This is a genomic window from Kitasatospora sp. MAA4 (genome assembly GCF_029893355.1).
Lineage (GTDB): Bacteria > Actinomycetota > Actinomycetes > Streptomycetales > Streptomycetaceae > Kitasatospora.
On sequence record NZ_JARZAI010000003.1, the window covers coordinates 370,547 to 393,177 of the forward strand.

The 22,631-nt window shown below is 71.4% G+C and carries 23 protein-coding genes; 9 read left to right on the top strand and 14 right to left on the bottom strand.

The annotated features are described in order from the left end of the window. Positions 1-57: 57 nt before the first annotated feature. From P3T37_RS06325 to P3T37_RS06335, 3 genes are all read right to left on the bottom strand, one after another. A complete protein-coding gene (locus P3T37_RS06325) occupies positions 58-369 on the bottom strand; it encodes an NIPSNAP family protein (RefSeq protein ID WP_280722412.1) in 312 nt (103 codons plus the stop codon). Positions 370-484: 115 nt separating this feature from the next. Then, positions 485-1,045 (bottom strand): hypothetical protein, encoded by a 561-nt coding sequence (locus P3T37_RS06330; protein ID WP_280722413.1) that lies wholly within the window; start codon positions 1,043-1,045, stop codon positions 485-487. Between the two features lie 501 nt (positions 1,046-1,546). Further along, the gene (locus tag P3T37_RS06335) at positions 1,547-2,380 is read right to left on the bottom strand and encodes a helix-turn-helix transcriptional regulator (RefSeq protein WP_280722414.1); all 834 of its coding nucleotides are present in this window, start codon (positions 2,378-2,380) and stop codon (positions 1,547-1,549) included. A 402-nt stretch (positions 2,381-2,782) separates the two neighbouring features. Between P3T37_RS06335 and P3T37_RS06340 the strand changes: the two genes are divergently transcribed. Together P3T37_RS06340 and P3T37_RS06345 are read left to right on the top strand one after the other, a co-directional pair. After that, positions 2,783-3,103 carry an antibiotic biosynthesis monooxygenase gene (locus P3T37_RS06340; protein WP_280722489.1) on the top strand — a complete coding sequence of 107 codons (321 nt, stop codon included), beginning with the start codon at positions 2,783-2,785 and terminating at the stop codon, positions 3,101-3,103. A 110-nt stretch (positions 3,104-3,213) separates the two neighbouring features. Beyond that, positions 3,214-3,609, top strand: a complete 396-nt coding sequence (locus P3T37_RS06345) for a nuclear transport factor 2 family protein (protein WP_280722415.1) — start codon at positions 3,214-3,216, stop codon at positions 3,607-3,609. Between the two features lie 50 nt (positions 3,610-3,659). Here P3T37_RS06345 and P3T37_RS06350 read toward each other — a convergent pair whose 3' ends face one another. Continuing rightward, positions 3,660-5,669, bottom strand: coding sequence for an ice-binding family protein (locus tag P3T37_RS06350; RefSeq protein WP_280722416.1), 2,010 nt, complete (start codon positions 5,667-5,669; stop codon positions 3,660-3,662). A gap of 382 nt (positions 5,670-6,051) precedes the next feature. Between P3T37_RS06350 and P3T37_RS06355 the strand changes: the two genes are divergently transcribed. The 4 genes from P3T37_RS06355 (at position 6,052) to P3T37_RS06370 (ending at position 8,714) form a co-directional block, all read left to right on the top strand. Then, positions 6,052-6,420 carry a hypothetical protein gene (locus P3T37_RS06355; protein WP_280722417.1) on the top strand — a complete coding sequence of 123 codons (369 nt, stop codon included), beginning with the start codon at positions 6,052-6,054 and terminating at the stop codon, positions 6,418-6,420. 155 nt (positions 6,421-6,575) lie between these two features. Further along, the gene (locus P3T37_RS06360; protein WP_280722418.1) at positions 6,576-7,181 is read left to right on the top strand and encodes a hypothetical protein; all 606 of its coding nucleotides are present in this window, start codon (positions 6,576-6,578) and stop codon (positions 7,179-7,181) included. Positions 7,182-7,398: 217 nt separating this feature from the next. After that, the gene (locus tag P3T37_RS06365) at positions 7,399-8,199 is read left to right on the top strand and encodes a peptidase (protein WP_280722419.1); all 801 of its coding nucleotides are present in this window, start codon (positions 7,399-7,401) and stop codon (positions 8,197-8,199) included. Then, complete coding sequence (locus P3T37_RS06370; RefSeq protein WP_280722420.1) at positions 8,196-8,714, top strand: hypothetical protein; 519 nt, start codon at positions 8,196-8,198, stop codon at positions 8,712-8,714. Before P3T37_RS06365 ends, P3T37_RS06370 begins: the two co-directional genes overlap by 4 nt. 4 nt (positions 8,715-8,718) lie before the next feature. On the opposite strand, the gene P3T37_RS06375 is transcribed toward P3T37_RS06370, so the two are convergent. The 10 genes from P3T37_RS06375 to P3T37_RS06420 form a co-directional block, all read right to left on the bottom strand. Then, the gene (locus tag P3T37_RS06375) at positions 8,719-9,540 is read right to left on the bottom strand and encodes an ECF transporter S component (protein ID WP_280722421.1); all 822 of its coding nucleotides are present in this window, start codon (positions 9,538-9,540) and stop codon (positions 8,719-8,721) included. Then, the gene (locus P3T37_RS06380) at positions 9,537-11,165 is read right to left on the bottom strand and encodes an ABC transporter ATP-binding protein (RefSeq protein WP_280722422.1); all 1,629 of its coding nucleotides are present in this window, start codon (positions 11,163-11,165) and stop codon (positions 9,537-9,539) included. Before P3T37_RS06380 ends, P3T37_RS06375 begins: the two co-directional genes overlap by 4 nt. Continuing rightward, on the bottom strand, positions 11,162-12,286 hold the full coding sequence (locus P3T37_RS06385; protein ID WP_280722423.1) for a CbiQ family ECF transporter T component: 1,125 nt from the start codon (positions 12,284-12,286) through the stop codon (positions 11,162-11,164). Before P3T37_RS06385 ends, P3T37_RS06380 begins: the two co-directional genes overlap by 4 nt. A gap of 10 nt (positions 12,287-12,296) precedes the next feature. Then, positions 12,297-12,938 (bottom strand): SCO2322 family protein, encoded by a 642-nt coding sequence (locus P3T37_RS06390; RefSeq protein WP_280722424.1) that lies wholly within the window; start codon positions 12,936-12,938, stop codon positions 12,297-12,299. Then, positions 12,935-14,170: a prenyltransferase/squalene oxidase repeat-containing protein gene (locus P3T37_RS06395; RefSeq protein WP_280722425.1), complete on the bottom strand. Its 1,236-nt coding sequence runs from the start codon at positions 14,168-14,170 to the stop codon at positions 12,935-12,937. The genes P3T37_RS06390 and P3T37_RS06395 overlap by 4 nt, the downstream gene beginning before the upstream one ends. Before the next feature lie 33 nt (positions 14,171-14,203). Further along, positions 14,204-14,836, bottom strand: coding sequence for a DUF6629 family protein (locus P3T37_RS06400; protein ID WP_280722426.1), 633 nt, complete (start codon positions 14,834-14,836; stop codon positions 14,204-14,206). Positions 14,837-14,847: 11 nt separating this feature from the next. After that, complete coding sequence (locus P3T37_RS06405; RefSeq protein ID WP_280722427.1) at positions 14,848-15,240, bottom strand: cytochrome c oxidase subunit 4; 393 nt, start codon at positions 15,238-15,240, stop codon at positions 14,848-14,850. Next, on the bottom strand, positions 15,237-16,883 hold the full coding sequence (ctaD, locus tag P3T37_RS06410; protein WP_280722428.1) for a cytochrome c oxidase subunit I: 1,647 nt from the start codon (positions 16,881-16,883) through the stop codon (positions 15,237-15,239). The genes P3T37_RS06405 and ctaD overlap by 4 nt, the downstream gene beginning before the upstream one ends. After that, entirely contained in the window at positions 16,880-18,457 is a 1,578-nt protein-coding gene (locus tag P3T37_RS06415) for a ubiquinol-cytochrome c reductase cytochrome b subunit (RefSeq protein ID WP_280722490.1), read from the bottom strand. Before P3T37_RS06415 ends, ctaD begins: the two co-directional genes overlap by 4 nt. 160 nt (positions 18,458-18,617) lie before the next feature. Further along, complete coding sequence (locus tag P3T37_RS06420) at positions 18,618-19,214, bottom strand: TetR family transcriptional regulator (RefSeq protein WP_280722429.1); 597 nt, start codon at positions 19,212-19,214, stop codon at positions 18,618-18,620. Positions 19,215-19,433: 219 nt separating this feature from the next. Here P3T37_RS06420 and P3T37_RS06425 point away from each other — a divergent pair, with 219 nt between their 5' ends. From P3T37_RS06425 to P3T37_RS06435, 3 genes are read left to right on the top strand one after another with little or no spacing between them, the layout of a single operon-like run. Next, the gene (locus P3T37_RS06425; protein WP_280722430.1) at positions 19,434-20,765 is read left to right on the top strand and encodes a glycosyltransferase family 4 protein; all 1,332 of its coding nucleotides are present in this window, start codon (positions 19,434-19,436) and stop codon (positions 20,763-20,765) included. Positions 20,766-20,773: 8 nt separating this feature from the next. Then, on the top strand, positions 20,774-21,547 hold the full coding sequence (locus P3T37_RS06430) for a class I SAM-dependent methyltransferase (protein WP_280722491.1): 774 nt from the start codon (positions 20,774-20,776) through the stop codon (positions 21,545-21,547). After that, the gene (locus tag P3T37_RS06435) at positions 21,544-22,617 is read left to right on the top strand and encodes a prenyltransferase (RefSeq protein ID WP_280722431.1); all 1,074 of its coding nucleotides are present in this window, start codon (positions 21,544-21,546) and stop codon (positions 22,615-22,617) included. The genes P3T37_RS06430 and P3T37_RS06435 overlap by 4 nt, the downstream gene beginning before the upstream one ends. The last annotated feature ends 14 nt before the right edge of the window (positions 22,618-22,631 follow it).

Consider the following 22,631-nt stretch of genomic DNA (forward strand, 5'->3'; position numbering starts at 1 on the left):
ACCTGATTGCTCCGGGTGTCCCCACCGTGTGGGACGCCCAGAGCGGCCAGTCCTGGCTCAGGACGTGGTGTCGAGTGGGCGGAGGAAGCGGCGCTCGTAGCGCTTGATGCAGCCGGTGCGGCGGGCGAGTTCGAATGCTTCCTGGCACTCGGGGTCGGTGGCGCTGTCCGTGCGGTACTGCTCGTACGTGGCGAAGCTGGGGAAGGAGAAGAGGGCGTACGCGATATCGCTGTCACCCTCGCTCGGGAGGAAGTATCCGTGGTGCGTCCCGCCGAAACGGTTGACGAGGCCGACCCAGCGGCGGCCGTACTCCTCGAAGTCGTCGAGCTTGTCGGCGTCGATCTCGTACTTCAGATGAATGGTGATCATGCCGACATGATCCCGGAAGATCGATCGGTGCCGCCAACAATTCTGCAGAGTCGGCCTGCTCGACTTCTCAGTGAGTTCCTCGACGGTGGCGCGGTGCCGGAGTATGTCTGTCTGCTCAGTCCAAGGCCATGGCGTATACGCCATCGCTGAGATGACTGAAGCCCCGCCGGGCCCATGCCTTCCGCAGCGCGGCGACGGCTTCGTCATCTGGGCGGCGCACCTCGGGATCATCGGATGCGTAGCTGCATGGCTCGTCCGGGCCGTGCGTGTGGATCGGGGCCGGGTAGCAGACGGCGACCGTCTTCGGGACTGCCAGCCTGCGCAGTGCAGTGACCGCCAGGAACATCCCGATGCCCGTCCCGCGCCACTTGTCGGCCACCTCTACGGACTCCAGCAGCAGCAACAGTGCCGGATCCATCTCGCGAACGGCAGGAGCGAGCTCACCGTTCTCGGTGAAGACGACACACGGGATGCGATCGAGGAGGCCAGGGTCCGTGTCGAGCGCGCGATAGGGGTTCGGGCTGACACCGGGGACGACTCGGGTGATCACGGCGGTGCCTACCTGCTCAGTGGGCAGGTAGAAGGTGACCGTCCACCGGTCAGCTTTCCGTGCCCAGTTCACATCGGCGTAATGCCGAGTCTCGTACGAGATGGCGAACTTGTCAGCGCTGGTCATCAGCTCTCCCTGGCAGCGGGGTAGGCCCCCCGCAACGTACACGAGGGGCCTACCGCTGGGGGCTACTTGGACGGCGGGGCGGGCGGCGTGGGCTCCGGCGCGGGGTCGCCTCGGTGCTTCGGCGGGGCCTTGTGGTCGCCCTTGTGCTTCATCTCAGTGCTGGTCACAGGTCCTCCTACTACTCGGCGGGCTGGTCCTCGCTGGGGGCAGGCTGCTCGATCGGCACGTTCACGAGACCGCCCGCCGACAGAACTGCGACTCGCGGTGCTCGTCGCGTCGGATTCGGATGTCCAGCTGCGCCGATCGGTCGAACTTCCCTGCCGCCACGCTGGCTTGAGCGTCGAACTCAGCGCACCGGGTGCAATCCTGCGTCGTCTCGGATTTCCTCATGGGTTTGACTACGGGCATCACATGCTCCCATCGCACTGGGTTTCCTCGATGAAGACCAGGCTAGGGTTGATTTGTGGCACCAGACAGAGCTATTCCTGTAATTGACTAGGATCATGTGCGATAGCCGCTGGACCAGCCATCCAGCCGGTCGCGGGCCTCCTGCCCAAAGGCGGCGCCCTGCTCAAACAAAGAGAAGATATCAAGATGCTGCCGCACATCCCGAGGATCTTGGAAGACCATGCGGCCGGTGAACATCTCGGCAGTCACCAGCCTCTCGTCGTAGACAGTGAAGGTATTCATGGGCCCTCGCGACAAGGGGGTGCCATTCATGATTACCCCGAGCCGGATGTTCTGGCGGCGAGACAAAAAATCCAGCCGGTCAATCTGCGCTGCCATGACGGCCGGCGGAACGAGAGCCCACCTAATGGCCTGCTCGGTCAGAAGAAAGGTGAACTGCTTGCTGCTGTCGGAGAGGATCGCCTGACGCTCAATCTTCCGCGCTGCCGTCTTGCCTGGATCTCCTGGCGTGTGAGCCAGGCTGGCCGTCACGTACTCCGGAGTGGCCAGGAGCCCGGTAATCATCGACGGCAGGAAGTAGCGGAGCCGACTTGCGCCCGCTTCAAGTGCTGCCAGTTCAGCCTGGCGCTTCTCTGTCCCACGGCGCCACGACGAACGCTTATCCTGCCACTCGGTGGAGGCGAGCCTGGCGAGAGTCAGTACCTCCTGAATCTCATCCGAGCTCGCCTTGAGCGCGCGGAGGATACATTCAACGTCCGTAAGGCTCGGCTCGATCCTTCCGGTTTCTATCTTGGAAACCTTGCTCTGCGACATATTGCACAACCGGGCCAGCCTTACGCCAGTAAGGCCAGCCCGGTCGCGCATGTTTTTGAGACTCTTTGCTAGGTCCTGCTTCGAGGTGGCTAGCTGGTCAGGATTCAGTGTCACCCGTGTTCTTTCAAGTACTGGGCAAACGGCACAGCATGAGCAAGGCTGATCTGGCGCAACTCCACGTACTCGGTCATTTCGGGATCCTCAACAAGCTCTGGCGGGTAAGTCCCGGCTTCGCAGCCACAGTTGACTCCCTTCAAAGCCGGGCGTCTCCCAGCTTCCCGCCGACGGTACGGGTACCCGCGACGGCCGTCTATGCCGCAACGCGGATATTCCCGTTCTGGCATAGCCGAGCCGTGCTGGCGCGGGCGCGGCACCTGACGAGGCGTCAATGCAACGGGGTGACAGCTTGCGAATATGGTCTCAAGCGTGCTCACCATCCTGTCGTATGTAGGAGACTGCTGGCACGTGGTTCAGGTTGGGAGCCCAGGTAGGGCCCCTTTTGATGAGAGGTGTCACGTGCCTAGCGTTGTCAAGATCAACGTGCTGACTGTTCCTGCTGAGCAGCGGGAGGTGCTGGAGACGCGGTTCGCTTCGCGGGCTGGGGCGGTGGAGGGGTCGGACGGGTTCGAGTGGTTCGAGCTGCTGCGGCCGGTGGAGGGGACGGACCAGTACCTCGTGTACACGCGGTGGGCGTCGGAGGAAGCGTTCCAGGCGTGGATGTCGGGGCCGATGCAGGCGGCGCACCGACCGAGTGGGGATGCCCAGGCGCGGCCGGCGGCTTCGGGGTCGACGTTGTGGTCGTTCGAGGTGGTGCAGTCCACGGGTCCGAAGGGCTGAGGCACGCGGGGTTATCCGGCCGGCGGGGGTGGTCCTCGTCGGCCGGGTTGCGCGGTGACGGGGTGGTGAAAGGGTGGTGGAAAGGAGTCCAGGAAGGGTGGCGAGGTGCCATGGCTGAGCATCCGCATGCTGCACTGATCCGCAGGGGTTACGAGGCGTTTTCACGGGGTGACATGGAGACCCTCAGGGGGATGATGACGAGCGACTGCACGCACCATGTCCCCGGCAGTCACCCGCTCTCCGGTGACCACAAGGGCGTGGACGCGGTTCTCGGTCACTACGGGCGGCTCGCGCTGGAGACGAACGGGACGTTCCGGGTCGAGCTGCGGCACGTGTTCGTCGACGGCCGGGGTCATGTGATGTCGGTGCACGGCTTCACGGCTGAGCGGGGTGGCAAGAAGATCGACGCGGCGGGCGGGATCGTGTTCCGCATCGTCGGGGACAAGATCACCGATCTTGACGAGTGCGTGGAGGATCTGGCGGTGTCGGACGACTTCTGGGCCTGAACTCCGGGTCCGCAAGAACAAGTGGTCTCAGGGACCCGGAGTCGGATGGGTCAGTGCCGGCGGGTGGCTGCGCCTCGTCGGCTTCGCTTGAGGAGGATGAGGATCGAGCCTCCCAGCACAAGCGCCACCGCTGCGACGGCCATCAGGTCGACTGCTTCGCCTGCACCGGTCTGGGCGAGTGCTTCTTGCTTCGACTCCTTCGGGTACTGGCCGAGGCCACCCTGCTGTTGAGTGCCCTGAGCACTGCCGTGGTTGCCCTGCTCTTTCCCATGGTCACCTTGTTCATGACCGCCTTGACCATGACCGCCGTTTTCTCCCGGATATTGGGAAGGTCCAGCGGGTCCCGCGGGACCGGGCGGACCGGCGGGGCCAGGCGCGCCTGTCGGGCCGGGGGCACCGGGGGCGCCGGGCGAACCGGGAGCACCGGGTGAGCCGTTGGCTCCGGGCAGGCCGTTCGCACCAGGTGAGCCGTTGGCTCCGGGCAGGCCGTTCGCGCCGGGTGAGCCGTTGGCTCCGGGCAGGCCGTTAGCACCAGGTGAGCCGTTGGCTCCGGGTGAACCGTTGGCTCCGGGCAGGCCGTTAGCACCAGGTGAACCGTTCGCTCCGGGTGAGCCGTTGGCTCCGGGTGAACCGTTGGCTCCGGGCAGGCCGTTAGCACCAGGTGAACCGTTCGCTCCGGGTGAGCCGTTGGCTCCGGGCAGGCCGTTAGCACCGGGCGATCCGTTGGCTCCGGGCAGGCCGTTGGCGCCGGGTGAACCGTTCGCTCCGGGCAGGCCAGGCGCGCCTGTCGGGCCGGGAGCACCGGGAGCACCGGGAGCACCATTTGCTCCGGGCGATCCGTTCGCTCCGGGCAGGCCGTTGGCGCCGGGTGAACCGTTCGCGCCGGGTAGGCCGGGAGCACCGGGGGCACCATTTGCTCCGGGCTGGCCAGGCGCGCCTGTCGGGCCGGGAGCACCGGGAGCACCGGGAGCACCGTTGGCTCCGGGCGCTCCGTTGGGGCCGGGAGCGCCAGGTGAACCGGGGGCGCCGGGTGCGCCATTGGCGCCGGGAGCGCCGGGAGCGCCAGGTGAACCGGCGGCGCCAGGTGCGCCATTGGCGCCGGGAGCGCCGGGAGCGCCAGGTGAACCGGCGGCGCCAGGTGCGCCATTAGGACCGGGAGCACCGGCGGCACCGGGAGCACCGGGAGCTCCAGGCGCGCCAGGCGAACCAGCAGGGCCGGGGGAACCTGTCGGTCCCGCAGGCCCGCTCGGGCCGGCAGGTCCGCTGGGTCCGCTCGGTCCAGGCGGTCCGGGTGGCCCGACGGTGCAGGCCGCCCTCGTGATGACGTTGTCGTCCAGCGTGACCGCGCCGTTGCGCGCCAGGGCCCGGCCCTCGATCGCTGCGGCGTGGTTCACCGAGATGGACGTCAGGGCCAGGATGTTGCCCTTGAAGAAGGAGTTGACGTCGATCGTGGCCGAGCTGCCCACCTGCCAGAACACGTTGCAGGGCTGCGCGCCGTTGACGAGGCTGACGACACTCGACGGAGCCGTGATCAGGGTCGAGCCGATCTGGAAGATGAATACGGCGTTGGGATCACCCAGGGCATCGAGGGTGAGCGTCCCGGTGAGGTTCTGTGACGACGTGGCCTTGTAGACACCGGGCGTCAGCGTCAGTCCGCCGAGATCGCCGGGGGAGGTCAGCAGGGCCGAGGGTGCCCGACCGGCCGCGTCGTTGTACGCGATGACCAGGTCGGACTGGGCCTGAAGAGCCTCGGCGTCGGCCACGTGCTGGAATCCGTTGACGATTCCGGGTGGAAAGCCGGTGACCGAGGAGCCCGGACTGAGCCCCAGGTCGCCGTTGATGACGCTGGGGCCCGTGTTGGTGACCGTCGAACCGGCCAGGACGGCGTAGCTGGTGTCGGTTCCCAGCGTCACCGGCGCGTCTGCGGCATGCGCGGGGCTCTGGACCAGGGTGGCCGTCGCCAGTAACGCCAGTCCGGGTAGGAGGACGAAGGCCTCCGTGAGTCGAGAGCGTCTACGTCCTCGTCCTGGGGGAGCGGGGGGAGTGGCATTGACTGCCATAGGACAAGACCTTTCTTGTCGCCGTTGAGCCCGGCCATCCGGTAAGGGGTTTCCGGGCGCCGATGGTGAGTTCTGGTCAGACCACAAGCTGCCGTACCGTCACCAACCCAATTCAGTGTGCGATCACAATTTAAGGAGCAAAGAATAATAAAGGTGCAAAAGAGTGACGCACTGGAGCGAACGGGGGTATTTCACGCACTCTGACGTGTCGTTGCTCCGCCGGCCGCGGTGGGCATGCAGGACCGTTTCTCCCCTTGGGCTCCTCCACGCCGGTGAGATGACGCATCGCCAGGCCGTCCGAATCGTTGGTCAGGGCATGAAGGACTTAACGCATCCGCAGGGTGATCGGCCGGCGGCGACGGGGGGCGCTGGTGCCGGCACCGTGGCCGACCGCTGCCGCGCCTCAGGTGGGCTACTCAAGGTCACGCTCGGCGAGCTGCGTGAGGAGCTCGGCTACCGGAGGCTCGGCAGGTACGTCCTGGACGAGGTGGCCGAGAGCCTGACCGAGGCGGGTCTCGGCTGGTTCCCGTCCTGGCGACTGTCGCCCAGGGAGAACGACGAGCCGCGCAAGGAGCAGGAGCTGTGGGTGTTCGTCCGGGACGCCGGCCTGCGGTGCCAGGTCATCGACGCCATCCAGGATCCCGACGACTCCGACGTGTCCGCAGTGCTGAACGGTCTGCTCGCCGACCGGCCCCAGGACCTGTCCCCGGAGCGCAAGCTCAGCCTCATCCGCGAAATCCTCGGCCTCTGACCTGTGCTCGGGACTGCCTCTCCGCAGAATCGTTTCACAGCCCGGCGGTTGGGCCGAAGCCAGGCAAGGGCTGATGGTTCGTCTGCGTCTGAATCAGTGAAATGAGACCGCCCTCCTCAAGTGGCCTGCCTCCTCTGCCGATTGTCATATGACAGGTGAGCGAGGCGGCGTGCGCTGTGCAGCCGCTCCGCTCGTACTCCCATCGACAGGAGATTCTCTTGCGCGCGAAGCACGTACTGACCGGCGCTCTCGCCATAGCCCTGGTGGCCATCGGAGGCCCGGCGAGCGCCGCGGGTTCGGGGGACACCACCGTGACGTTCACCGTGACGGTCGGCGCCATCTCGATCACGGTTCCCACCTCGGCCGGTCTCCCGGCCGGGGTCCCCGGCGGCACGACCAGCGGGCAGCTCGGGTCGGTGACGGTCACTGACAACCGTGCCCTGCTCAACGCGTTCTGGACCTCGACGGTGTCCTCGACGGACTACACCACCGGTGCGGGAACAGCCGCGGAGACGATCACGAAGAGCAACGTGTCGTACTGGTCAGGACCTGCCACCGCGACAACCGGCAACGGAACCTTCACTCCGGGCCAGGCCACATCCACCCAGAAGCAGCCGCTGACCACGGCCATCACGGCCTTCAGCATGACGGGCGGAAACGGCAACAACTCTGCGAGTTGGAATCCGACACTGGTGGTCGCGGTACCCGCCTCAGCCGTAGGAGGTCTCTATACGGGGACGGTGACACATTCGGTCGCATAGTCCGGCACTTCGCCTGGCACTGCTGACTCTGCTGCTGGTCGCGCTGTGCATCAGCGCGGCCAGCGCGGTCGGCGCGACGACCGGGACGGGCCGATCCGCAAGCGCGGAGCCGAGCCCGGACGGCAGCGTCGGCATCCGCCTGCTCGAAGCCCCGCTCAATCGGCACGACGATCCTCGTGCGCTCACCTCCATCGTCGACCACCTCGCCCCCGGTGCGGTGATCAACCGACGGCTGGAGATCTCCAGCACGTCCTCCGCCCCCCAGCACGTCGACCTCTACCCCGCTGCGGCGGCCATCGAGCACGACGCCTTCGTGTTCGCCCCCGATCGCACCGCGAACGAGCTGACCGACTGGATCGCCCTCGACCACAGCAGTCTCGACCTTCCCCCGCACGGCAAGGCAGAAGTACGGGCAACGGTCAGCGTGCGGCCTGCGGCTTCCTCCGGAGAGCGGTACGGCGTCATCTGGGCCCAGGTCAGCTCCCGGCCTGACGCTTCGCACAGCGTGACCACCGTCAACCGCGTCGGGGTACGTCTGTACGTCGACGTCGGGCCCGGCGGTGAGCCGCCGTCCGACTTCCAGATCGGGGAGCTGTCGGCCGCCCGTACGGCCGACGGGCAACCCGAGATCCTGGCCCAGGTCCACAACACCGGCCAACGGGCCCTGGAGCTGGGCGGAACGCTGTCGCTGTCGGACGGGCCCGGTGCCATGAACGCCGGACCGTTCCAGGTCACCCGCGGCACCACACTGGCACCGGGAGACACCGCGCCGGTCACCGTGCTGCTGGACCGCAGGCTCCCCGACGGCCCCTGGACGGCGCATCTGACGCTGGTCAGCGGCCTCGTGCAGCGGACCGCAACCGCCACCCTCACCTTCCCGGCCGACGCCGGCAGCAGCAACAACGGAGTCCTGCCGCAGACGGGTTGGTTCGCCTCGGGCTCGATCGTCGCAGTCGTGGCGGTTGTAGGCGTGGGCCTGCTGTTCATCGCCGCGCGACGCCGACTCGGAGCGCGATGAGGAGAACTCCGGCGGCGCTGTCCTGTGCGATCGCGCTCGTGCTGCCCACGGCTTGGCCGGCCTGGCCGGCAACCCGGCCCGAGCCGCGGTTGCTCGGTCTGTCGATCACCGTGCCGACGTCGGCGAGCCTCGGCAGCGCGGCGCCGGGCGGAGTGATCACCGGGCACCTCGGCGCGGTGACGGTGGACGACACCGGCGTGGTGGCCGCATGGACCACCACCGTCACCGCGACGAACTTCACCACGGGCGCCGGCGCCCCCGCCCAGACCATCGGGAAGGGAAGCGTCTCCTACTGGTCGGGGCCGGCCACCGCGAAGACCGGCCTCGGCACCGCCACCCCGGGGCAGGCCACCGCGGCGCAGGCGCAGAGCCTGAGCGCCTCCCGCACGGCCTTCAGCCTGGCGAACGGCACCCTGGTCACCTCCGTGACCTGGAACCCGACGCTGATCGTCGCGGTACCCGCCTCCGCTGTGGGAGGCGGCTACACCGGGACCGTGACGCACTCGGTCGCGTAGCCGCTCACCGGTCGTGCTCCGGGGGGACGAAGGCGACCGGGGCGGCGAAGGCGGCCCTGCGGGTGGCTCGGCGCAGCGCGCGCAGGACGGGGGTGCCGAGGGTGAGGCAGAGGACGGCGGTGAGGGCGGCGCGGGGGAGGTCCCAGCCGAGTGAGGTGGTCAGGCAGTAGACGACGAAGCGCGGCAGGTTGGCGCTGAGCGGGTCGCCCGGGACGAAGGCCACCGAGCTGGCCTGGCCGGCGATGTAGGGCCAGCCCTGGAGGTTGGTGATCGTGCCGTAGAGGATGGCGGTGACCGCGCCGTACCCGGCGAGCAGCAGCAGTTCGGCCCGTCCGCGCAGGGTGGCGGGGCCGGGGAGCAGGCCGGCGCCGAGGCAGACCCAGCCCATGGCGAGCATCTGGAACGGCAGCCAGGGGCCGACCCCGCCGGTCAGCAGGGCGGACGCGAACATCGAGACCGAGCCCAGGACGAAGCCGAAGCCCGGTCCGAGGACCCGCCCGGCGAGCACCATCAGGAAGAACATCGGCTCCAGGCCGGCCGTCCCGGCTCCCAGCGGGCGCAGCGCGGCGCCGGCGGCGGAGAGCACGCCGAGCAGGGCGACCGCCTTCGGGTCCAGGCCGGACTCGGAGATCTGCGCGACCACCACGGCGAGCAGCAGCGGCAGCAGCAGCGCGAAGAGCCAGGGCGCGTCGGCGGAGTGGCCGACCGCGGCGGAGGAGGTGTCGGCGAGCAGCGGCCAGCCGAAGGCGGCTGTGCCGATCAGCGAGGTCAGGACGAGGACGGCGATCGAGCGGCGGCCGAGCGGGACGGGACGGGAGAGGTTCACGGCGCGGACCCCGAAGCGGCCAGCGCGGCGGCGACCTGGCGGACGGTCAGCCACGGCTCGGGTTGCAGCACCTTGGCGACCTGCGGCGCGAACGCGGGCGAGCCCAGCACCACGTCCGCCGACGGCCCGTCGGCCACGATCTCGCCGTCCGCCAGGACGACCGTGCGGTGGGCGAGTTCGGCGGCGAGTTCGACGTCGTGGGTGGCCAGCAGGATCGCGTGCGCGTCGGCGGCGAGCCCGCCGAGGATCTCCACCAGCCGTGCCTTGGCCGCGTAGTCCAGGCCGCGGGTGGGCTCGTCGAGCAGCAGCAGGGCCGGGCGGGCGGTCAGCACGACGGCGAGCGCCAGGCTGAGCCGCTGGCCCTCGGAGAGGTCGCGCGGGTGGGTGTGGTCGGCGATGCCGGGGAGCAGCCGTTCGACCAGCGCGCGGCAGGTGCCGGCGGTGGCGCCCGCGTCCTGGTCGGCGGCGGTGCACTCGGCCGCGACGCTCTCGCCGTAGAGCAGGTCGCGCGGGTCCTGCGGGACCAGGGCGACCTGGCGGATCAGCTCCTTCGGGCGGGCCTTGTGCGGGGTGAGCGCGCCGACCCGCACGGTGCCGGCGGCGGGGGTGTGCAGGCCGGCCAGGGCGCCGAGCAGGGTGGACTTGCCCGCGCCGTTGCGTCCCATCAGCGCGGTGACCTCGCCGGGGCGCAGCACCAGGTCGACGCCGCGCAGCGCGGGGACCGGCCCGCGCCGCACGGTCAGCCGGGCGGTCTCGGCGATCGGCGCGGCGGTGGCGGCGGGCGGCGGGGTGGTGGGGGCGGGTCGCAGGCCGGCCAGCCGGGCGCGCAGCGGCGCGGCCCGGCGGCGTGCGTCGCGGACGGTGAGCGGCAGCGGCGACCAGCCGGCCACCCGGCCCAGGCCCACCACGGGCGGGAAGACCGGCGCGTGTGCCAGCACCTCGGCGGGGTCGCCGAGCACCGGCGGCTGCCCGCCGCCGGGCAGCAGCAGCACCTGGTCGGCGTACTGGACGACCCGCTCCAGCCGGTGTTCGGCCATCAGTACGGTGGTGCCCAGGTCGTGGACCAGCCGTTGCAGGACGGCGAGCACCTCCTCGGCCGCGCCGGGGTCAAGTGCGGAGGTGGGCTCGTCCAGTACCAGCACCTTGGGGTGGACGGTGAGCACCGAGCCGATCGCGACCCGCTGCTGCTGTCCGCCGGAGAGTGTGCCGAGAGCCCGGTCGCGCAGCTCGGCCAGGCCCAGCAGGTCGAGCGTCTCCTCCACCCGGCGGCGCATCACCTCGGGCGCGAGGCCCAGCGACTCCATGCCGTACGCGAGTTCGTCCTCGACCGTGTCAGTGACGAAGTGGGCGCGCGGGTCCTGGCCCACGGTGCCCACCACGTCGGCGAGTTCGCGCGGACGGTGGGTGCGGGTGTCGCGTCCGGCGACGGTCACCCGGCCGTGCAGGACGCCGCCGGTGAAGTGCGGGACGAGGCCGCTGACCGTTCCCAGCAGGGTGGACTTGCCGGCGCCGGACGGGCCGACCAGCAGGCAGAGTTCGCCCTCGGGGACGGTCAGGTCCACGCCGGTGAGGGCCGGTTCGGCGGCGTCGGTGTAGTGGACCGAGACCTGCTCGAAGGTGATCACGACTGATCGGACTTTCTGGCGGGGGTCGGAGAGGGGGCGGCGAAGGCGGGCAGCAGTCCGAGCAGGACGGCGGCCGCGGCGGCCAGCGGCAGCGCGGGCGCGGTCGGCGGCACCACCGAGGGCGCGAAGGCCGCCGGGTCGCGCCCGGAGAGCCAGATCGTCGCGGCGGCGACCGCCAGGCCCGAGCCGGCCACCAGCCACTCGGCGCGCGCCCAGGGGTCGGGACGGTAGCGGGTTCTGACGGTCCGTCGGCTGCCGAGCAGGAGTCCGCCGCCGGCCGCGCCGAGTCCGAGCAGCAGGACGGGCAGCACCCAGCCGCCGCTGCCCGCGGTGAGCAGCCCGTAGACGGCGGCGCAGATGCCGAGCAGTCCGCCGAGGGTGAGTGCGGCGGTGGTCCGGGCGACCGAGCGCGGGACGGGCGCGGTGCGGCCGAAGCCGCGGGTGTCCATAGCGGCGGCCAGCGCCACCGACCGTTCCAGCGCGCTCTCCAGGACCGGGAGGCCCACGCTGAGCACCGAGCGCAGGCCGCGGTCCGCCCGTCCGCGCAACCGGCGTGCGGCGCGCAGCCGTTGGACGTCAGCGACCAGGTTCGGCGCGAACGAGGTGGCCACCACCGCGGCCACCCCGACCTCGTAGAGCGCGGCGGGCAGCACGCGCAGCAGCCGGGCCGGCGAGGCGAGCGCGTTCGCCGCGCCGACGCAGATCAGCAGGGTGGCCAGCCGCAGCCCGTCGTACGTGGCGAAGAGCACCGCCTCCAGCGTCACCCGGCCGCCGACCCGCACGCCCTGCGCCCAGCTGGGGAGCGGTAGTTGGGGCAGCGTGAAGAGCAGGTGCGAGCCGGGGACGGGCGAGCCGAGCAGGATCGCGAAGAGCACCCGGACGGCGAGCACGGCCAGCCCGATCCGCACGAAGGCGCCGTAGGAGCGCGACCAGGGGGCGTCCGTGCGACGGGTGGTGACCACATAGCCGGCCACCGCGACGACGAGCAGGAGCAGCAGCGGGTTGCTGGTCCTGGAGGCCGCGGCGGCCAGCCCGATGGCCCACAACCACCAGGCTCCCGGGTGGAGTTGACGCGGACCGACGGCGGAGCGGGTACCACGCGACCGGGTCACCGGGATCACCGGGCAGCCCTCAGTCCTGCGCCCGGCGCCGACGGGCCTGCCACCAGGCGCCCGCGCCGAGCAGCACGACGAGCACGCCGCCGGCGATCGCGCCGAGGTTCGGACCGGCGCTCTTCGGCGCAGCGGCCGGGGTCGCGGCGCCCGCCGCCTCACCGCAGCCACTGGACGGGTAGCCCGCGATGGCGCAGAGGAACCCGCCGGAGCCGTAGCGCAGCGGCGGTGCGACGGCGGCCAGCGCCTCGGCGGAGCTGGCGCTGGGGTCCAGCACCGCACAGCCGGTACGAGGTGCCGACGCCGGGGCCGCCTCGGAGGTCCCGTCGGCCGGGGTGCCGTAGTCCAGTACCAGCGCGACCCGCTTCTTGCCGCTCTGTGCCGGGGTGTTGGCGCAGAGCGAGGCGAAGTCGGGGGTGGCACTGGGGCGTTCGGCGCTCTTGGCGCCGTCCGGGCTGAGCGTGAAGCGCCAGCCGTCCACCGAGCCGTCGGCCGGCACATAGGTGGTGGCGCCTGTCGTCTGGTAAGCCCAACTGCCGCTGCCCGCACGCCAGAAGGACCAGTAGCGATAGCTGGTGGCGCTCGCGGGGGAGGCCGCGAGCAGGCCGAGCAGGACGGCGGCGAGCAGGCCCGCCGCCGTCCGTCGCAGTGCTGCGGTCACTTGCCGGTCCGCTGGCCGCGCTTGCGGTTCATGCTGATGAAGAACCCGGCGCCGATGCCGCCGATCAGGCCGAAGCCGATGATGATGGCCGGGGAGCCGGCCTGCTTCTTGGCGCCGGTGGTCTTGGGCGCGGGGCCGGCCGCGGTGAGCTGGGCGACCAGGTCGGTGCCGCCGAAGGCGTGCAGGTTGTGGCCGGTGGCCTCGGCGGCCAGCAGCAGCGTCGCGGTGGCCGAGGCGTCGGTGCCGGACGGGCCCTTGGCCCAGGTGCCGGCCGTGTCGGCCAGCCAGGCGACGGCGTCGGCCGCCGGCTCGGGGTGGCCGGCCCGGACCAGGCTGATCGCGGCCCAGGCGGTGGCGTTGTAGTCCGGCGTCGGGGTGGCGCCGGGAGTGGTGAGCATCAGGTGCTTGCCGCCGGAGGCCAACTGGGCGGTGAGGTAGGCCGAGGCGGCCTCGCCGGGCGCGACGTACGCGCCGTCCGAGGTGCAGCTCAGCGCCTGCGGCGCGCGCCCGGTCGGGCTGCCCGCGGCCACCGGCAGCGAGCCGCCCGCGGCGGCCAGCGCGGCCTGGGCGGTGGCCAGCGCGTTGGCGGCGAGGGCGCCCTTGGTGTCCGGCTGGTAGGCGAAGGCGCCGTGCTGGTCGGCGGGGGTGTTGCAGCCGAGCTGGAAGGACGCCAGGCCCTGCAGCCCGTCCTTGCCGGCCTTGGCCACCGTCGACGGGTCGGTCTTCGCGGCCCGCAGCGCGCTGACGACCAGGCCGGTGGAGTTCGCGTCACCGGGGGTGCCGGGGTTGTAGGACCAGCTGCCGTCCGCGTTCTGGTTGGCCTTGATCCACTGCACGCCCTTGTCCACGGCGTCCTGGTGCCCGCCGAGGGTGGCCAGCGCCTGGACCGCGACCGAGGTCGCGTTGCTGTCCTCGGTCGACACGGTGCAGGCCGCGGCGGTGTTGGCGCGGAAGGAGGGCCAGCCGCCGTCCGCGCACTGCTGGCCGGTCAGCCAGGCGACCGCCGAGTCGGCGGGGGTGATCTTGGCGGCGGCCAGCGCGGTGAGCGCCAGCGACTGGCGCCAGACGCCGTCGTAGGTCGGGTCGCTCTTGCCGTAGAGCGCGGCGGGAGCGGCGACAGGTGAGGGAGAGGGCGACGGCGAGGCGGAGTCGGCGAGTGCGGGCCCGGCGGCCAGGCCCGCCAGCAGACCGGCGGTCAGGAGGGCGGCGCCGGTGCGGGCGGGGGAGAGCATGAGAGGGCTGGGCCTTTCGAGCGGAGGACGGCCCTAAGACTGTACCTGCCCCCTCCGAGCGCCCACCCAGACCAGGAGCAGCAGGCTCGCCACGGCGGCCAGCGCGCACCAGGTCGACACGAACGCCAGCCGCCACACCAGCGCGCAGACCCCCGCGCCCACGCCCACCACCGCGCCGAGCAGCCGCAGCAGCCGGTCGCCGCTGACCAGCAGCGAGCCCACCGTGGCCAGCAGGTAGCCGGCCAGCAGCAGCGTCGCGTACGGCACGCCGACCCCGTACGCCAGGGTGTGGCCGTGCGCCCGCGCCGTGACGGGGTGCGCCGCCACCGCCGCCGCGAGCGGGACGCCGACCACGGCCCCCAGCACCGCGAACGGCGACACCCGGGCCCGCCCGGTCGCGCACCACACCCCCGCCGGGACGAGCACCGGCAGCAGCGGCAGCGCGATCGCCGCCCAGGCGGTGCGCGCCCAGCGGGTCGGCCCGCCGCCGCCCGCCGCGTCCGCTCCCAGCCAGACCAGCGCCTCCAGCAACTGGTGCAGGCCCAGCACGAGCGGCAGCGCCGCCAGCGGCAGGTCCCGGAGCCGCCGGACCCGGGCCAGGCAGGCCAGCCCGAGGCCGCTGACGGCGGTGCCCGCCACCAGGTCGGCCTGGGCGCTCCAGCACATCGCGGGCCGGCTCAGCCGTCGTCGCGTCCGGCGTACTGGAAGACGAAGCCGGCGACGGCCCCGGCCACCAGCGCGAAGCCGACCACGACCAGCCAGAGTGCGAACACCACGCCCAGCGCCAGCACGGTGAGACCCACCGCGGCGGCGGCCGGCCAGCTGCTGCGCGGCGGAAAGAAGCCCAGCGGCCCGGTGGTGTCGGCGATCTGGGCCGTGCCGGTGTCCTGTGGGCGGAGCCCGGAGCGTCGGTACTGCACGTGGTAGAAGAACCCGACCAGCGAGGACATCAGGAAGCCGACGGTCAGCGCGGTGGTCCCGGCCGGCTCGTGGGAGAAGATCCAGTAGATCAGCGCGGTGACGCCCAGGAACAGCGCGAGACCGGTGAACAGGCGCGCCTCCAGCTTCACAGGGCGCCGTCCCGGAACTCGGGGTGGTGCAGGTCGAAGGCCGGTGATTCGGAGCGGATCCGCGGCAGGGCGGTGAAGTTGTGCTTGGGCGGCGGGCAGGAGGTGGCCCACTCCAGCGACCGCCCGTACCCCCAGGGGTCGTCCTCGGTCACCCGCGGGGCGTGCCGCGCGGTCCACCAGACGTTGTAGAGGAAGACCAGCGTCGAGGCGCCCAGCACGAACGAGCCGATCGAGGAGATGGTGTTGAGCGTGGTGAAGCCGTCGGAGGGCAGGTAGTCGGCGTAGCGGCGCGGCATGCCGATCGCGCCGAGCCAGTGCTGCACGAGGAAGGTGGTCTGGAAGCCGACGAAGAGCAGCCCGAAGTGGATCCGGCCCAGCCGCTCGTCCAGCATCCGCCCGGTGATCTTGGGCCACCAGTAGTAGAAGCCGCCGAAGGTCGCGAAGACCACCGTGCCGAACAGCACGTAGTGCATGTGGGCCACCACGAAGTAGCTGTCCGTCACGTGGAAGTCGATCGGCGGTGCGGCGAGCAGCACGCCGGTCAGGCCGCCGAAGAGGAAGGTCACCAGGAAGCCGATCGACCAGAGCATCGGCGTCTCGAAGGAGAGCGAGCCCTGCCACATGGTGCCGATCCAGTTGAAGAACTTCACCCCGGTCGGCACCGCGATCAGGAACGACAGCAGCGAGAAGAACGGCAGCAGCACCTGGCCGGTGGCGAACATGTGGTGGGCCCAGACCGTCATCGACAGCGCGGTGATCGCGATGGTCGCGCCGATCAGGCTGGCGTAGCCGAAGATCGGCTTGCGGCTGAAGACCGGCAGGATCTCGCTGACGATGCCGAAGAACGGCAGCGCGACGATGTAGACCTCCGGGTGCCCGAAGAACCAGAACAGGTGCTGCCAGAGCAGCGCGCCGCCGCTGGCCGCGTCGAAGACGTGCGCGCCGAACTTGCGGTCCGCCTCCAGCGCGAGCAGCGCCGCGGTCAGCACCGGGAAGGCCATCAGCACCATGATCGAGGTGAAGAGCACGTTCCAGGTGAAGATCGGCATCCGGAACAGCGTCATCCCGGGGGCCCGCAGGCAGGTGATGGTGGTGATGAAGTTGACCGCGCCCAGGATCGTGCCGACGCCGGCCACCACCAGGCCCATCGTCCACAGGTCGGAGCCCGAACCGGGCGAGAAGACCGGGCCGTTGAGCGGCGCGTAGGCGAACCAGCCGAACGAGGCGGCGCCCTGGGCGGTCAGGAAGCCGCTCAGCACCATCAGGGCGCCCAGCAGGAACGCCCAGTAGGTGAAGGCGTTCAGGCGCGGGAACGCGACGTCGGGCGCGCCGATCTGCAGCGGCATGATCGCGTTGGCGAAGCCGACGAAGGTGGGGGTCGCGAAGAGCAGCAGCATGATCGTGCCGTGCAGGGTGAACAGCTGGTTGTACTGCTCGTTCGTGAAGAACTGGAGCCCCGGGCGCATGAGTTCGGCCCGCATCAGCATCGCCAGGATGCCGCCGATCAGGAAGAACCCGAACGAGGTCGCCAGGTAGAGGTTGCCGATCATCTTGTGGTCGGTCGAGGTCACCCAGCGCAGCACCGCGCGGCCCCGGCGGACCCGGACCCCGCCGTCGACCGGTTCGGTGGCGACAGCCGTCATACGTCCTCCTCCTGCTGGTGGCCCGGGGGTGCGACGGCGGCGGCGATCGCGCGGCGCTGCTGCTCGGTGGCGGGCAGCTCCACCTGGTCCTGGTGGAACCACCGGCTGAGCGCGATGCGCACCCGGACCAGCAGGCGCAGCAGCCGCGGCCCTTGCACTGGCGGTGCGTCGAGAGGCGCGGGGACGTCGCGAGCGAGCAGGACGTAGCGCTGGTCGGCGGTCAGCGCCCGGTGCCGCTCGGTGTAGCCGCCCTCCACCGACTGGGCGACGTCGCCGCTCTCGTCGCCCGCCAGCAGCCGCTCGCGGTCGTGCGCCTGCAGGGCCAGGCAGATCCGCTTGGTCAGCAGGAAGCAGAGCGGCGGCAGGACGAAGAACAGGACGCGGAAGGTCCAGACGAAGGCGTTCACCGAGAGGCCGAAGGAGTAGACGATCACGTCGTCGCCGCCGGCCACCAGCAGCACCCCGTACAGGGCGATGCCGGCCACCCCGAGGCCGGTCCGGGTGGGCTGGTTGCGCGGGCGGTCGCACAGGTGGTGCTCGCCCCGGCCGCGGGTGATCCAGCGCTCGGCGAAGGGATACAGGTAGAGCCCCGTGAAGATCACCCCGGGCAGCAGCACCGCCGGGACGAACGCGCCCCAGGAGACGCTGTGCCCCAGAACGCGCGTTTCGGAGGCGGGCATCAGGCGCAGCGAGCCCTCCAGGAAGCCCATGTACCAGTCGGGTTGGGAGCCGGTCGAGGCCTGGTCGGCACGGTAGGGGCCGAACAGCCAGATCGGGTTGATCTGGGCGAGCGCGCCGAGCGTCGCCAGGACGGCCGCCACCGCGAAGAGCAGCCCGACCGTGCGGGCCAGGAACTGCGGGAAGAACGGCACCCCGACCACGTTGCGGTTGGTCCGCCCGCGCCCGCCCCAGTGGGTGTGCTTGAGGGTGAAGACCAGCTGGAGGTGCGCGCCGACCAGGGCCACCAGCAGGCCCGGGATCAGCAGGATGTGCAGCGAGTAGAGCCGCGGGATGATGTCGGTGCCCGGGTAGGCGCCGCCGAAGACGAAGAAGGTCAGGTAGCTGCCCACCAGCGGGATCGAGAGCATCACGCCCTCGGCGATCCGCAGGCCCTCGCCGGAGATCAGGTCGTCCGGCAGCGAGTAGCCCGAGAAGCCCTCCAGCAGCGCGAGCACGAAGAGCGTGACGCCCAGCAGCCAGTTCAGCTCGCGCGGGCGCCGGAAGGCACCGGTGAAGAAGACCCGCAGCAGGTGCACGCTGAGCGAGGCGGTGAACACCACCGCTGCCCAGTGGTGGATCTGACGGATCAGCAGGCCGCCGCGCACGTCGAAGGTGATGCCGAGCGCGGACGCGTACGCCTCGGTCATCCGCACGCCGCTGAGCGGCTGGTAGGAGCCCTGGTAGACGATCTCGCCCATGCTCGGCCGGAAGAACGCGGTCAGGTAGACCCCGGTCAGCAGCAGGATGACCAGGCTGTAGAGGGCCAGTTCGCCGAGCAGGAACGACCAGTGGTCGGGGAAGACCTTGCGGACCAGGCCCTTCGCGACGTCCAGGAGGGGCAGGCGCTGGTCCAGCGCGGTCGCGGCGGATTCGAGCCTCGGCGTGTCCCGCGCCCAGGCGAACGCCGTCCGCCGCTCGGGCGGGCTCTGCTTCGTCACACGCCGGGACGCTAGCGGGGTGGGCCAACCGGCGGCGGCGGGCTCGCCGCGCTGTCCCCGGGACGGAGCACAAAGCTCAGGGCGAGAGCAGCCGGGCGGCGGTGCTCAGGTCGGCCCGGACCTCGTCCAGCGAGGCGCGACCGGACAGCCAGGCGACCAGCGCCGAGTGCCAGGTGTGCTCGATCACCCGGACCGCCGCGCGCTGCCCCTCGTCGGGGCCGTCGGTCCGGCCGATCGCGTGCAGGATGATCGCCGAGGTGAGCTTGCTGACCTCGTCCACCTCCACGCTGACCGAGCGGTCCGCGAAGGACAGCGCCCGCACCATCGCCTCGGCCAGCTGCGGTTGGCGCTGGAGGGCGTGGAACGCCCCGGTGAGCGCGTCGGCCACCCGGACCGCCGGGTCCTCGCCGGTCGGCGGGTGCCGGCGGACCTGGTCCAGCAGGCGGCCCAGCTGATCCTGCATCACCGCGACCAGCAGGTGGACCTTGGACGGGAAGTACCGGTAGAGCGTCCCCAGCGCGACCGAGGCGGCCTCGGCCACCTCGCGCATCTGCACGGCCTCGTACCCGCCCCGGCAGGCCAGCACGGTGGCGGCGGCCAGGATCCGGCGGCGCCGTTCGGCCTGACGGGGTGTCAGCGTGAGGTGAGCGGGCGGACTGGCGGTGGTACTCAAGGGGACCCCTGACGGCGCACGGCGGCGGCATGGCGGCAGCACGGCCGCAGCGTGTCGCGAATCACCAGCCCTGCCTCCGACGCGGAAGCTACGGGCCGGTATCTTCGAGATCTCTCATTGTTCACATGTCCAATGACGAATTCCACACCACCATGAAACTTGATCTACTTTTCCGCTGAGGCCGGCCGGCCCGGGGGAAGTGGGCAGAAGGGGCCGACCATGACGGGGCAGCCACCCTCCACTGCCGCCCGGCGGCCGCTGCGGATCGCGCTGCTCACCTACCGGGGCGACCCGTTCTGCGGCGGGCAGGGCGTGTACGTCCGCCACCTGTCGCGCGAGCTGGCCCGGCTCGGCCACCACGTGGACGTCATCGGCGCCCAGCCGTTCCCGGTGCTGGACGAGGTCGAGGGCCCGGGCTCGGTCCGCCTGGTCGAGCTGCCCAGCCTGGACCTGTACCGCGCGGACGACCCGTTCCGCACCCCGCGGGCGGCCGAGTTCCGCGGTCCGGTGGACCTGCTGGAGGTCGCCACCATGTGGACCGGCGGGTTCCCCGAGCCGCTGACCTTCTCGCTGCGCGCCCGCCACTACCTGGCGCTGCACAAGGGCCGCTACGACGTCGTGCACGACAACCAGACGCTCGGCTACGGCCTGCTGGGCCTGGCCCGGCACGGGTTCCCGCTGGTCACCACGATCCACCACCCGGTCACCGTGGACCGCCGCCTGGAGCTGGAGGCGGCCACCACCCGGCTGAAGCGGCTCTCGCTGCGCCGCTGGTACGCCTTCACCCGCATGCAGCGCCGGGTGACCGCGCGCCTGGAGCACATCATCACCGTCTCCGGCAGCTCGAAGGCCGAGATCACCGCGCAGCTGGGCGCCGCGCCCGGCGCCGTCTCGGTGGTGCCGATCGGCGCGGACACCCGGCTCTGGTCGCCGTCCGAGGCGGTCGCGGTCGTGCCCGGGCGGATCGTGGCGACCTCCAGCGCGGACGTGCCGCTCAAGGGCCTGGTCCACCTGGTCGAGGCGCTCGCCAAGGTGCGCACCGAGCGGGACGCCCATCTGGTGGTGGTCTGCAAGAAGCAGGGCACCGGCCCGGTCGCGGACGCCGTGCGGCGGTTCGGCCTGGAGCCGTACATCGACTTCCGGACCGGGCTGACCGACCAGGAGCTGGTGGACCTCTACCGCTCCGCCGAGGTGGCCTGCGTCCCCTCGCTCTACGAGGGCTTCTCGCTGCCGGCCGCCGAGGCGATGGCCACCGGCACGCCGCTGGTCGCCACCACCGGCGGGGCGATCCCCGAGGTGGCGGGACCCGACGGCGAGACCTGCCTGGCGGTGCCGCCGGGGGACGCCGGCGCGCTGGCCCAGGCGCTCGGGCGGCTGCTGGACGGCCCGGAGCTGCGCGCGCGCCTCGGTGCGGCCGGGCGCGAGCGGGTGCTGGCCCGGTTCACCTGGGAGCGCGCCGCCGAACTGACCGTCGACCGCTACCGCGCGGCCATCGCCACCGGCGCCGGGCAGCGCGCCCGGTCCGGCGCCGGCTGGCGCTACGTCGCCTGAGCCGTCCGATCTGTCCTGACCCTCCGTCACCCTCCAGGAGACCCGCAGTGCTGACCGTCGACTTCTCCCGCTTCCCGATCGCCCCCGGCGACCGGGTGCTCGACCTGGGCTGCGGCGGGGGCCGGCACGCGTTCGAGTGCTACCGCCGCGGCGCCAACGTGGTGGCCCTGGACCAGAACGGCGAGGAGATCGCCGAGGTCAAGAAGTGGTTCGACGCGATGGCCGCCGCCGGTGAGGCCCCGGCCGGCTCCTCCGCCGTCGCGATGGAGGGCAACGCGCTGGCGCTGCCGTTCGAGGACGAGAGCTTCGACAAGATCATCATCTCCGAGGTGATGGAGCACATCCCCGACGACAAGGGCGTGCTCGCCGAGATGGCCCGGGTGCTCAAGCCCGGCGGGCTGCTCGCGGTGACCGTGCCGCGCTGGCTGCCGGAGAAGATCTGCTGGGCGCTCTCCGACGAGTACCACGCCAACGAGGGCGGGCACATCCGGATCTACCGCGGCGACGAGCTGCTGGAGAAGCTGGGCTCGGCCGGCCTCACCCCGTACGGCACCCACCACGCGCACGCGCTGCACTCGCCGTACTGGTGGATCAAGTGCGCGGTGGGCGTGAACAACGACAAGGCGCTCCCGGTGAAGGCCTACCACCAGCTGCTGGTCTGGGACATCGTCGGGACGCCGGTGATCAGCAAGCTCACCCGGGCCGCCGAGGCCGCGCTCAACCCGGTGATCGGCAAGAGCTTCGTCGCGTACGCCAGCAAGCCCAACCGGCCCGGCGCATGATCCCCCCGGGGGAGGTCTCCGAGGCGCTGCTCCTGCCGGGCGTGCTGGACGCCGCCCAGGCCGCCGCCACGGTGCGCAGCATCCTGGCCGAGCAGCGGGCGGACGGCGCGATCCCGTGGTTCACCGGCGGCCACCTGGACCCGTGGGACCACACCGAGGCCGCGATGGCGCTGGACTCGGCCGGCGAGCACGCCGCCGCCGAGCGGGCCTACCGCTGGCTGGCGGAGCACCAGAACCGGGACGGCTCCTGGTACGCCGGCTACTTCGGCGACGGCGCCGAGGGGGTCTCGAACGCAGCCGTGGAGACCAACTTCTGCGCCTATCCGGCGGTCGGCCTCTGGCACCACCACCTGAGCACCGGCGACGACGCCTTCCTCGACGAGATGTGGCCCACCGTCCGGCGCGCGCTCGACTTCACCGTCGGGATGCAGCTGGCGGGCGGCCAGATAGCGTGGCGGCTCGACGAGGACGGCGTGGCGGTCCAGGAGGCGCTGCTCACCGGCTCCTCCAGCATCCTGCACGCGCTGCGCTGCGGCCTGGCGATCGCCGAGTACCGCGAGGAGCCGCAGCCGGACTGGGAGTTGGCGGCCGGCCGGCTTCGGCACGCGGTGGCCCGGCACCCCGAGCGGTTCCTCGACAAGGACCGCTACTCGATGGACTGGTACTACCCCGTGCTCGGCAGCGCGCTGCGCGGCCCGCAGGCGCAGGCCCGGATCGCCGAGGGCTGGGACCGCTTCGTCGTCCCCGGCCTCGGCGTGCGCTGCGTCAGCGACCGGCCCTGGGTGACCGGCGGGGAGAGCGCCGAACTGGCGCTCGCCCTCTGGGCGGTCGGCCAGTCGGACCGCGCCCTGGAGATCCTGCGCTCGATCGGGCACCTGCGGCACGAGGACGGCTCGTACTGGACGGGGTACGTCTTCGAGGACGACGCGATCTGGCCCGAGGAACGCACCACCTGGACGTCCGGAGCGCTGCTGCTCGCGGTGGCGGCGCTCGGCGGCGACCCGGCGACGGTGGCCGTCTTCGGCGCCGACCAGCTGCCGGCCGGGCTGGACGTCGAGGGCTGTTGCTGAGACGCGGACCTGCG